The sequence below is a fragment of the Kitasatospora sp. NRRL B-11411 genome (assembly GCF_000721345.1).
Lineage (GTDB): Bacteria > Actinomycetota > Actinomycetes > Streptomycetales > Streptomycetaceae > Kitasatospora > Kitasatospora cineracea.
On the sequence record NZ_JOGH01000159.1, the window covers coordinates 1 to 11,881 of the forward strand.

Genomic DNA, 11,881 nt, shown 5'->3' on the forward strand with positions numbered 1-11,881 from the left:
CATCATGGTCCGCCGACTCACCCGCGGCCGCCCCGCCACCCGACCAGGCCCGCGACCGCTCTCACCCACCGAACCACGAGATCTCAAACGCGGTCTCAGTTCGGCCTGCCTCAGCAAGCAGGTCTGAGAGGGGCCAGGCCGCGTAGCTGATGTGCCCTGGGTTCGGAGGAGCCGTCTTGCAGGACAGAAGACATTCCGATGAACCAGGGGCACATCACAGCCTCTATCGAACACGGGGCGGTTCACCTGACCCCGCCCCGGGCCTCCTGCTTCCCCTTGTGCGCGGCGACCGGGTCGCGGTACCGGGCACAGGAGGCCCTGGGGTGCACTGCCGGGTGGTGCGACGGCTTCCCGCTCGGCCCGTCATCGAAGTTCGGCCATCTGACGGTCAATCAGGTCATAAGCGGAGCGACATTTTTCCTTTCCTGCCTGCGGCCCGTCCGCCGCTGCCAGACTGGCCGACGCCCCGCGAGGGGTGCGAGGCGTGTCCATCGCCGCCCCGGGTCGGGGGAGAACGGGTGCGGCGTTCCGTGTGTGTGGGAGGGGAACAGTGGCACCTCAGGAATCCTTGCTCAAGATCTACGGTGACCGGTCGTACCGGCACGTGACGATGGCCCGGCACCAGGGCACGACGATCGCGTTCGCGATGGACGCGTCCCGCCGGATCGTGTACGCGGTGCTGGACCTGGCCGGCCAGCAGTCCAAGGGGGACGCGGACGCCGCGTACTGGAGCGACAACCCGGCCGAGCTGGTCCTGCCGCGGGAGATCGCCGAGGTGGGGTTCGCCGTGGTCGGCGCGACCGCGATGCCGACGGTCAAGCGGGGCGGCGCCGAGGCGGCGGTCGACGAGCGGCCGTTGGACAGCGAGATCGACCCGTTCCTGTCCACGACCGCGCGGTTGACCGCGGACGCCCCGTTCCACGTGGTGTCGGACGGCACGTACGTGGTGGTGCTGCGGCAGTCGATCGGCGAGACGCACCCCGACGCGGTGCACAAGCTGACCGACGGCGGCTGCTCCGCCAACGCCTCCCGCACCGACTACGTGCTGAGCGGCACGAAGAAGGTGCCGCTGGTCCGCGACACCCTGCTGTGCGACCGCTTCCTGCTGGTGGACGGCAAGCTCAAGCCGGTGCTGGAGGTGCGCTACAAGCGCAGCAGGCACGCCACCCGTCCCGCGTCGGCCAAGGACACCCTGGGCACCGAGGACATGGAGGGCCGGCCGTTCTACGAGCCGACCCAGGAGCTGTCGTTCGTCCGCAACCTGACCCGCGGCCGGTTCGCCGCGGTGCTGGTGCCCACCGCGGTCGGCGGTGCGCGGCGCTGGCAGCTGTTCGCCCACAACGACGCCACCGGGAGGGTCGACGGCTTCAGCGTCGAGCAGGGCGTCCAGGGGCTGTTCAACACCCAGGGCACGCGGTTCTACACCAGCCCGGACCCGCTGTACCGGGACGCGGTGTTCGAGCGCAGCCCGGGCACCTGCCCGTTCACCAACCAGGACCTGGTGCCGGTGACCAGCACCGAGGGGCACGCGGAGACCGCGCTGGGCCTCACCGGTGCCAACGACGCGCACGTCGACCTGGGCGACCCGGCGGCGCTGCGCTTCGGCGGCAAGGCGTACTCGATCGAGGCGTGGATCAAGCCCACCGCGTACGACCGCCCGGTGATCTCCCGGGGCGGGGAGTACCGGCTCGGCCTGGACGCCGGCGGGGCGCTGCGCCTCGCGCACGAGGGGGCCGCGACGGCGGTCGTCTCCACCGACACCGTCCCGAAGGACGTCTACACGCACGTCGCGGCCACCTTCGACGGGACGACCGCGAAGCTGTACGTCAACGGCAAGCTGTCCGGCAGCGGGGCGATACCGTTCACCCCGGCCACCGGCGTGAGCACCCTGATCGGCAAGCAGGTCTCCGGCACCGCCGCCGACCTCTTCGAGGGCGACCTCGACGAGGTGCGGGTGTGGAACCGGGAGCGGTCCGCCGCCGAACTCGTGGACGACCTGAACCACCGCCTGATCGGCAACGAGCCGGGCCTGACCGCCTACTACCGGTTCGACGAGGGCTCCGGGACCACCGCCTACGACCAGAGCGACCGGGCCCTGCACGGCACGCTCAAGGGCGACGCGAAGTGGACCGGCTCGGACGCCCCGGTCGGCGACCACCCCGGGGTGCGCCGCGACAGCTTCGTGCTCAAGGGGCGCACGGTCGAGTCCGGCATGTCCGCCGTGGTCTACCACCAGCAGGAGAACGTCTCGGCCGGCTACCGGAGCGACCCCAAGCCCGCCAAGCGGCAGGCCCGGGTGCTGCTGGCGTTCGCCGCCAAGTACGGCCAGGAGCCGGCCCTGGTGAGCCTGGACTTCGCCGTCGGCCGCGACGGCCGGCTCGCCCAGGTGCCCGACGTGCTGGACCCGGCGGTGCTGAGGCGGCCGGCGAAGGGCCAGGACTCCGAACAGGTCAGCGCCCTGCAGCAGTTGATCCGGCAGCTGGAGCCGGAGGTCGCCGCCCTGCCGACGGAGATCACCCGGCTCTCGGGCACGGCCGGCCAGGTCGACTACTGGCAGGGCGAGCACGACCGGCTGCTGCCGGGGTTCGAGCGGCTGGAGCGGCAGTACCTGGCGGAGAAGGACGTGCCGACCGCCTGGAACTACGCCCTGGAGGTCAAGACCCCGCGCACGTCCGACGACGGCCAGGTGCTGCGGTACTTCAACGCCCCCATCAACACCTTGGTCATCGTCACCCTCGTCTCCTCCCGCTCGACCTGGCGGCTGGAGGCCACCGGCGAGAGCCAGAACGGCAAGCCGTTCTACTGGCTGGTCGGCAACGAGCGGAACAACCTCGACCTGCACAGCTACCGGAACGGGTCGGCGCAGAACACCCTGCTGGACACGGTCGTCCGCGAGCCGGGCAACCCCTTCACCCAGTTCCAGCTGTTCGCCGAGGGCGAGTACACCCGCATCGTGAACCGGGGCAGCAAGCTCGCGGTGGGCCTGACCGCCTCGTTCCCGGTCCCCGCCCCGGTCCAGGCGAACGAGTGCCTCACCGGCGACTCGGGCCTGATCAGGATGGTGCAGGTCTCGCTGCGCTCGGGGGTGGACGCGGCGTACCTGCAGGCCAAGAACGAGATGAACACCGTGCGCGAGCGCCTCCAGGAGGCGAAGACGGCCGCGCAGCGCGTCAGCGAGCTCCAGCTCGTCCTGACCGGCAAGCAGGCGCAGTTGAAGGACGCCCAGGAGAAGCTGGCCCGCCTGTCGACCGCCCTGCAGGGCGACGACGACCTGACCGTGGCGATGCCGCTGATCTCCGTGGACACCACCGGGCTCAGCCTCTCCGGCGGCCTGCTCGAATTCGCCCGCGGCACCGACCGGCCCGCGCTGCTCGACAGCGGCACCGGCAACGTCGTGCTGTACTTCCGCGGCGCCAACGAGCAGTTCTTCGCCGTCTACTACGACACCGCCGTCACCCGCGGCACCCAGCGGCTGACCGGCAACGGCGGGATGCTCGGCTTCCTCGCCCGCGACCCGGGCGTCCTGCTGGAGGGCGCCGTCATCAAGGTCTCCGACGGCGACGCCCCCGGCCGCTGCGACCTGACGATCACCGTCGGCGGCGACACCGAGACCTGGCGCTCGCTGCCGCGCAAGGCCGAGCAGCTGGCCGCCGCCCTGGCCGGGCAGTCCGGCCAGCCGGTCACGGTCGGCACCGTCGCCCAGGTGACCGGCAGCACCGTGGAGTTCACCGCGGCCACCACCGTCGCGGTCGCGGCCAAGGCCCACCTGCAGATCGGCGCCAACGGGTACGCCGCGTCCGCCGACGCCCCGGTCGGCGCCAAGACGCTCACCCTCACCGGGCCGGGCACGGCGGTCAAGCCGGGCGACACCGTCACCGTGGTCGGCTACGACTGGGCCCGCGCCGAGTCCACCCGGGTCGGGGTCCTGCTCTCCGCCGGCTCCCGGCTGATCACCGTGAGCACCGGCGGCGCCACCTCGGTGCCCAACGGCACGGCCACACCGGTGACCGGCGGCCGCGGCTGCCGCTGGCGGGCCGAGATGCCCGGCCGCGCCTTCCTGTTCGACGGCAAGGACCAGTACCTGACGCTGCCCGCCGCCCTGCAGAAGAACGCCGTCCCCGCCGGCGACCTGACCCTGGAGGCCTGGGTCAACCCCGAGGCCGGGCAGGGCCGGGTCGTGCACGGCCGGACGGACGCCTCGGGGTACTCGCTGGCACTGGCCGCCGTCGACCTCCCGGCCCGGCAGTTCACCGGCAGCACCAAGGTCGAGCTGACCAACTCGCTCGACCTCGCGGGCCGGGACTTCACCGTCGAGCTGTGGGCCAAGCGCAACCAGGCCCGCGGCCGCCGGGAGCCGCTGCTCACCCACGGTGTGCTGACGGGCGCCACGGACCAGACCCTGTGCCTGTACTTCGAGCCGAACGACACCTTCGGCTTCGCCCTCTACGGTGACGACCTGACCACCCCTCAGGCCTACCCGGACCTGGGGTGGCACCACTGGGCCGCGGTGTACAAGGCCGCCACCCGCGAGCAGATCCTCTACCGGGACGGCACCGAGGTCGCCCGCCGCACCGCCACCGGCTCCTACACGGGCAAGGGGCCGCTGATCCTGGGCCACCAGCCCTTCACCGGCGACTACCTGGACGGGCAGATCGACGAGGTCCGGGTCTTCGGGCGGGCCCGCACCGCGCAGGAGATCTCCGCCGAGCGGAACCAGCGGATGTCCGGCCGGGAACCAGGACTGCTCGGCCACTGGACCTTCGACGAGCCGAACAGCCCGGCCTCGCCGATCAAGGGCTACCAGGTCGTCGCCCGGGTCGGCGACCGGGTGCTGCGGTCGGCCGGCCGCTTCCCGTGCAACGAGTGGGCGCACCTCGCCGCGACCTTCACCCAGGCCTGGGCCCTGCGCCTGGACGGCGGCGAGGGCCTGTCGGTGGCCTCGCAGGACTCGCTGAACCTCCTGGAGGACCTCACCATCGAGGCGTTCGTCCAGGTCGACAAGGTGGGCGCGCCGATGGCGCTGGTCACCAAGGGCGCGGCCGTCAACGGCGGCCGGGACGGCGTCCCGTACCAGCTGGGCATCCTGGCCGACGGCCGGGTGGAGTTCGCCTTCGCCGAGGCCGACGGGAACCCCGTCCGGTACACCTCCGACCGGGCCGTCAGGCCCGGCGCCTTCCAGCGGATCGGCGTGGTGCGCCAGCGCCGCAAGGCCGAGGTGTCCGCCGCCACCGGCACCCAGCCGGCCGGCGCCGGCCAGCCCGAGCAGGACATCCGCTTCTACCTCGACGGCTCGCTGGCCGGCGCCCACGTCTACGGCGGCCCGGGCGCGCAGTCCAACAGCAGCGACCTGGAGATCGGCCGGGGCCTGAACGGCGTCCTGTGCGAGGTCCGGCTGTGGAGCTCCGCCCGGACGATCTACCAGATCGGCCAGCCGGTCGCCGCGCGCGAGAAGGGACTGCTGGCCCGCTGGCCCTTCAACGAGAACGCCGGCAACACCACCCTGGACGTCTCCGGCTCCTTCCCCGCCAAGCTGCGCGGCGCCCGCTGGACCCGCGACGTCGACCCCGCCGCCAGCCCGCTGCGGCTGTACCGCAACGGCGAGCCGCTGCTCGCCACCACGGCCCCGCTCCCGGCGGACCTGCTCCCCTACGGCGACCCGCAACTCACCCTCGGCGCGCGGCTGGAGGGAGGCAAGCCCACCGACCTGCTGACCGGCACCCTGGAGGAGGTGCGGATCTGGCGCACCGTGCGCACCCGGGAGCAGATCCTGGACAACCTGTTCACCCGCCTGCGCGGCGACAAGCAGGACCTGCTCGGCTACTGGACGTTCGACCGGGACTCCACCGCCGCCGCCACCACCTCGGTGCGCGACGAGGGCCTGCGCGGCAACGACCTGGCCTTCTCCGCGAAGCGACCGCGGATCCTGCTCTCCACCGCGCCGGTGTCCACCGACACCGCCCAGGTGCGCTCGGCGCTCGCCGACGTCCGCACCCCCTTCCACGACACCGTCTCCGGCGCGCCCGCCGCCTCCGAGTACGCCGACCTCCAGTTCGACGCCAAGGGCGAGACGCTGGGCGTGCTCAAGCGCTGCTACGGCTTCGTCCGCGACGGCCGCTGGCACCTGGTCACCGGCTACAAGGTGGGCGACCTGACCACCGAGTGGGTCGGCCAGGCCCAGTTCGACCCGCAGCTGATGGGCTACATCGAGGGCGCCCCGCCGGTGCCCTCGGAGAACCTCACCGGCAAGCCCGACGGCTTCCCCGCCGCGTCCTCGGTGGAGTTCACCGAGGCCGACCAGGTGGTGCACAGCCTCTCGGCCAGCAAGACCCGCAGCACCAACACCGCCTTCAACGTCTCCTTCGGCCTGGAGACCGTTGCCGACGTCATGACGGTCTCCGCACCCCTCGGCTTCGGCACCGCCAGCCCGCTGGCCGAGGGCCAAATGAAGATGGCCGCGACGGCCGGCCTGGAGTTCTCCAACACCTGGAGCGAGGACACCACCGTCAGCCAGGGCAAGAACACCGCCCGCCGGACCAGGCTGGAGCTGACCGGGTACACCGAGGACCCCGCCAACGTCCTGAACCCCGACCTCGGCCCCCGGTACGTTCCCGCCAACACCGGCATGGCGCTGGTGCAGTCGCAGACCGCCGACGTCTTCGCGCTGCGCCTGGCGCACACCGGCGCCCTGGTCGCCTACCGGATGCTGCCCAACCCGGACATCCCGCTGGACTGGAACATCGTCCACTTCCCGATCAACCCCCGCTACACCAAGCAGGGCACCCTGGACGGCGGGGTCGGCTTCGACGCCTCCGGCAAGGTCACCGACCCCGACTACCCCACCGCCACCGGCTACGGCGAGTACAGCTACTTCAAACCGCGCGACGCCTACGCGCTCAAGCGCCGCATCACCCGCGACCAGCAGCGGCTGCAGGCCTTCTACCAGTCGATCTCGACCGACGTCGGCCACAACTCGGGCACCGAGCCGGCCGAGACCCAGGCCAAGGCGGTGCTGCGCTCGATGGGCATGTCCGCCGAGCAGCAGGACAGCGCCCGCACCGCCACCGGCAGCGCCGCCGCCACCGGTTTCTCCCACCGGGACCTGGTCAACACCTACGTCTGGACGGCCCAGGGCGGCTTCTTCGCCGAGACCACCGAGGCCACCGACGCCGTCAGCGAAACCACCTCCGGCTCGTACAGCTTCACCTACTCCTACGGCGGCAACTTCGACCTGAGCTTCGGCGCCCTCGGCCTCGGCTGGGCCTTCCACCTCGACGCCTCCCGGGGCGGCGGGTTCAGCACCACCCGGGCCAAGAGCAAGGAGGCCTCCCGCAGCTTCGGCCTCGACGTCCAGTGCGCGCCCTCGAACGACCTGCAGCGCCGGGACGGCAACGGCAAGCCGACGTACGACACGGCGGGCAAGCCGGTCCTGGTGCCGGGCAAGGTGGACGCCTACCGCTTCCTCACCTTCTACCTCGGCGAGAGCAGCGCCAACTTCGACGACTTCTACCACAAGGTCGTCGACCCGACCTGGCTGCAGGGCAGCAACGCCCCCGACGCGGCCGCACTGCGCCAGACCCGCCAGAGCTCCGCCAAGCCCCCGTGCTGGCGGGTCCTGCACCGGGTCACCTACATCAGCCGGGTCCTCGCCCCCGTCCCGCCGCCCGGAGCGCCGCCGCTGGAGCGGGCCATGCGCACCGAGAACATCGCCAGCAACTACGAACTGATCAAGCGCCTCGAACCGTACGTGCGACCGGCCGCCACCAGCTCGGCCAACCTCGCCGCCGCCACCCGCGACGCCCTCGCGGCCCAGCTGCCCGAACTCCTGCCCCACGCGGCCGAGATCACCGAGTACCTCGGCCACTACTTCGGAATGGAGAACTGACCCCCGGCCCGGCCCCCGCCCGCTGGGGAGCCGGGCCGACGCTCGACGGCACTCGGCCTGACCGCGATCGGTCACGCCGAGTGCCGCGTCCGCCGTCGGGCTCAACTACTGGGCCCCGCGGGCCCGGTGGTGGCTTTGTTTACGAGTTCCGCGACGTGAACAGAGCCAGGATGGGCACGACGCGTACGTGCAGTTGCCGGCCGAGCTGACCCGACCGACGCAGTGCAGCCCGTCCGAGTCGCTCTGGAACCGCACGACGTCCCCTTCGGCAACGCCATCCCGGAGAAAGGGCACATTCTCAATCGAGGCCGTGCCGACGCTGAGTCTTGTCGCCCACGGGCCTTCGATGCCCTGCGGGAACCAGCCCTCGCGCGGGACGAACCGGAACCAGACCTTGGCCTTCTCAGCAGCATCATGTACCGGGGCTGAGCTGTGCAATCAAACTTCGATGAGAAAAATCCTCGTCGGTCAAACTTCGGTGAGACTCGTCAAACTTCGATGAGACGGGTCAATCAGGTAGTCGGCGGATTGTCCCGGGGGCGCCCCAGGTGGAGCGCGAAACCTCGCTACTGAACTTGAACTCGTGAAGTCGGTGTAGTGCTTTGCAGCGCCTTCGGAGCCGCTGCTTTACGAACCGGTGCCAGGCAGCTGTGCGGCGACAGTTGCCACGAAGTGCTGCAGGACAGCGAACGGCAGCGTCTGCGTCCCGTCAAAGTAGACCTCTGCGGGCTTCTCCTCGCCGGGGGCGTAGACGACCACCGTCACGGCTGTTGGCCCGGGAGCGGGTGAAGCAGGCACGGTGAGGGACCCGCTCGCGACGATGCGGGCCTCGCTGAGCTCGAAATGGGTGGTCCGGTCCTCGCCCGTTCCGGTCTCGGTGGTGAGGGCGCAGTACAGGTCACCGTCGTGGTCCCAGGTCAGCAAAGACATGGCGGCGATGCTGCCACGGTCGCTGCCGTCGACGCCAGGCATAACGGCCGGGGATCGTCAGCGAGCCAGGTCGTAGCTCAGGCCAGTTCCGATGAAGCAGCCGTCGACAAGGTCATCAGGGCGGTACTGGATCCTCTTGAGCCTGCGCTTCACGGCTCGGGTGATCTGGCCGAGGTCGGCGGCGGCTAGGTTGCCGATGTCGCGCTTGACCAGCGACCAGATGCCCTCGGTCGGGTTCAGGTCCGGGGCGTAGGCGGGCAGCTGGAATACCGTGAGCCAGTCGGCATTCGCGGCGACGAAGTCCCGCATGCCGGCGGTCAGGTGCAGGCGGACGTTGTCCCACACCAGCACAATCGGGGCGCCAAGCTGGATGTGAGTACGGATGATGAGGTCGCGGAAGTCGCGCCAGCCGAAGTCCTTCGGCTCGTCCTTGCGGCCGCGGTACTCGCGGATCGCGTAGATGAGCCGCGAGCGTTCGCCGGGCTTGTAGCAGGTCATGGCGGCCATCGACACCCGTCCGGAGCCGCGGCCGCGGACCCGCACGACCGGGGTCTGGCCGACCCGGTCCCAGGTCCTGGCGCGCGGCGGAGTCATCGACTGCCCGGCCTCGTCCTCGAAGACGAGATAGGCGCCGCGTTCCGCCGCGATGTTCTTACCCGCGGCCAGGTCTCCTTCTTCCAGACCTCGACCGCGTCGTCGTCACGCTCGATCGCCCGCCGCGCGGGCTGCTGCCAGGACCAGCCGTGCCGCCGCAGCAGTGCCCAGGTGCCCTCAATGGTGTAGGACACGTGAAACAGTCGGCCGATCAACGTCTTGATCCGCGCCAGCGTCCACCGCTGGTCCGCCCACCCGTGAGCCAGCGGTCCGCGCTCCAACTCACGTGCCAGTCGCGCGACCTGGGCTTCGCTGAGCTTCGACCGGCCGGGCGAGCCCTTCGACCGCACGCCGGCCTCGCCATGCTCGAGCCAGGCCCGGCGCCACCGTTTGACCGACCGCAGGCTCACCCGCAGTGCGGCAGCGATCTCTGCGTTCTTCTGCCCGCCCTCGAAACGCTGGACGGCCTGGAGTCGCAACCGCTCCCGCGCTGCCCTCCCGGCGTCGGTCAGCCCACCGCCCTGTGCGTACCTCACTCGCACTGGACTACCGGACCCGCCAACCGACTGCCCGACGAACGGCCCGACATCACGCTTCCAGGTTCAGTAGCGTGAGACATCAGGCAGACATCGAGGTGCCACTCAGCAGTCAGTGAAGCGGGCGTGGGAGGCGGGCGGTGACGGGCACGATGGCCGGACGGGTGGGCCTTCGGCTCCGTGTCCGTTGCGGGCCGGCCGTGGTGGGGTCGGAAGCAGCGGGATCGGGAGAGGCGTCATGAAGACGGAGGTCGTGCGGGTCGGGTTCGTTCTCCGCCGCCGGTGCTCTCGAGCGGAGCGCACCGGCGGCGGGGGACGGAGCGGACCGGGGGTGACCGGCTGACGGGTGGTCAGCGGCCCCGGCCGGGGCGGGTCCTGGAGGTGCTAGCCGATGCCGGTGACCGTGAGGGCGGTGGTCCAGTTGGTCCTGATGGCGGTGCGGGCGGCGGCCAGGGTGATCTTGCCGGAGCAGACGGCGTTCTTGAGCTTGGTCTCGACGCCGTCCTTGGTGGTGGCGGTCTTCGTGCCCGAGTAGGGCTCGGGCCACAGGTTGCCGGGGTCGCGCGGGGAGCCGCCGAGTTCGAGGGGGACGAGGTGGTCCTCCTCGTAGGAGGAGGTGGAGGTGTCCGCGTAGCCGTAGGCGATGATGCCCTGGACCTTGAGCGCGTTGGTGTAGGAGGTGGGCGGGCGGACGGTCGCGGTCCAGCCGGACACGCAGATCGTGGACTGGATGGTCGACTGCGTGACGTCCGGGTTGTACACGCCGGGGGTGCAGACGGGGTCGGGCAGCGGCAGGTAGGAGCGGGAGCAGGTGCTCGCGTGTGCGGTGCCGGTGCCGAAGCCGAGGATCAGGCCGCTGAGGGCCACGGCCAGGGCGGTGCCGGCCGCGGCCGGTATCCGGGGGGTCGAGCGCATGACGGGTGCCTCCGGGGTGCGGGTCGGCGACTGTCGCCGAAGTCGCGTCCATGACACTCCTGTTGGCGCTACACGGGTAGACCCCCGACGATGAATTCCCGCGAACCGGCAGTCGACGACCACCCGGCGCCCGCACGCGGCCCGCCCGAGGTGTTCCGGGCTCGGGTTCGGTGTCAGTTGGTGGGGACGGGGGGTGGTTCGGGGTCGTGTGGGAGGGCGGGGGCGCCGTCGTCGGTGAGGATGATCCGGTGGGTGGCTTCCGAGAGGGCGATGACACGGAGGTGCAGGGTCGCGCCCGGGGGCGGTGGGGTGCCGAGGCAGGTCACCCGGGACCACGTTCCGTCGAAGGTGACGGTGAGCCAGCGGTTCGGGCGGTGAGTGGAGGTGACGGTGCCGGTCACGTTGGTGCCCACGGGGTGGCGTTCCTTGATCTGCCGCCACTGTTCCTCGGGGTGCCCCCAGTGGGTCGAGGCGGGGTTGCGGAACGCGGTCTCCAGTGGCCAGAGCCTGATCTGGAGCCGGTCGGAGCGGTGGACGTCGTGGCGCAGGATCTCGAACCCGGTGGTCGTTCCGGGTCGGGGCCACTGGTCGAGTCCGCGCGGCAGGTGCCCGGCGTCGACGAATCCGACCGGGAGGCCCTCGAGTTCCACGACGGCCCCGACTGCGGTGTCGCCGCGTGGCATGAGGTGGTTCCGGATCTCACCCAGGACGTGCTTGCCGATCGGGAAGCGGCGGATGAGCCCGTCCGTGTCGTTGTCGCTCACGTGTCGTCTTCCTGTCGAGGGGTCAGGGGGGTGGGGGCTGGTGAAGAAGTCCGGGGCGAAGGCATGCTCTACGAAGGGAAGTCGGTGAGGGGAACCGGTATGTGCTGGGTCTCGAGGGTATGGGCGAAGGCGGTGGTTTCGGGGCGGGTGCTGCCGGTCGCGGTCGCCCGCGACGAGGAGGGGACGGGCCAGGGGTGATGTCGGAGGTCGGGGGGACCTGGCGGTAGCGGTCGGGGTGTGGCGGGGCGGGTGGATCTGCC

General features: G+C 71.1%; 6 protein-coding genes and 1 pseudogene. 1 reads left to right on the forward strand and 6 read right to left on the reverse strand.

Features of this window, described 5'->3' with window-relative positions:
• Positions 1-568 precede the first annotated feature (568 nt).
• Positions 569-7,882: a LamG domain-containing protein gene (locus tag IH44_RS47495; protein WP_051818050.1), complete on the forward strand. Its 7,314-nt coding sequence runs from the start codon at positions 569-571 to the stop codon at positions 7,880-7,882.
• A 171-nt stretch (positions 7,883-8,053) separates the two neighbouring features.
• On the opposite strand, the pseudogene IH44_RS44935 reads toward IH44_RS47495, so the two are convergent.
• The 6 genes and pseudogenes from IH44_RS44935 to IH44_RS0136435 form a co-directional block, all read right to left on the reverse strand.
• A pseudogene (locus IH44_RS44935) lies at positions 8,054-8,320 on the reverse strand (DUF4265 domain-containing protein); the annotation flags it as partial.
• Between the two features lie 189 nt (positions 8,321-8,509).
• A complete protein-coding gene (locus tag IH44_RS0136415) occupies positions 8,510-8,812 on the reverse strand; it encodes a hypothetical protein (RefSeq protein WP_157852585.1) in 303 nt (100 codons plus the stop codon).
• A gap of 57 nt (positions 8,813-8,869) precedes the next feature.
• Positions 8,870-9,406: a transposase gene (locus tag IH44_RS0136420; RefSeq protein ID WP_051818051.1), complete on the reverse strand. Its 537-nt coding sequence runs from the start codon at positions 9,404-9,406 to the stop codon at positions 8,870-8,872.
• Positions 9,403-9,942, reverse strand: a complete 540-nt coding sequence (locus IH44_RS0136425) for a winged helix-turn-helix domain-containing protein (protein WP_030464121.1) — start codon at positions 9,940-9,942, stop codon at positions 9,403-9,405. The genes IH44_RS0136420 and IH44_RS0136425 overlap by 4 nt, the downstream gene beginning before the upstream one ends.
• Before the next feature lie 384 nt (positions 9,943-10,326).
• The gene (locus IH44_RS0136430; RefSeq protein WP_030464122.1) at positions 10,327-10,857 is read right to left on the reverse strand and encodes a hypothetical protein; all 531 of its coding nucleotides are present in this window, start codon (positions 10,855-10,857) and stop codon (positions 10,327-10,329) included.
• 173 nt (positions 10,858-11,030) lie between these two features.
• Complete coding sequence (locus tag IH44_RS0136435; protein ID WP_051818053.1) at positions 11,031-11,621, reverse strand: hypothetical protein; 591 nt, start codon at positions 11,619-11,621, stop codon at positions 11,031-11,033.
• Positions 11,622-11,881 lie beyond the last annotated feature (260 nt).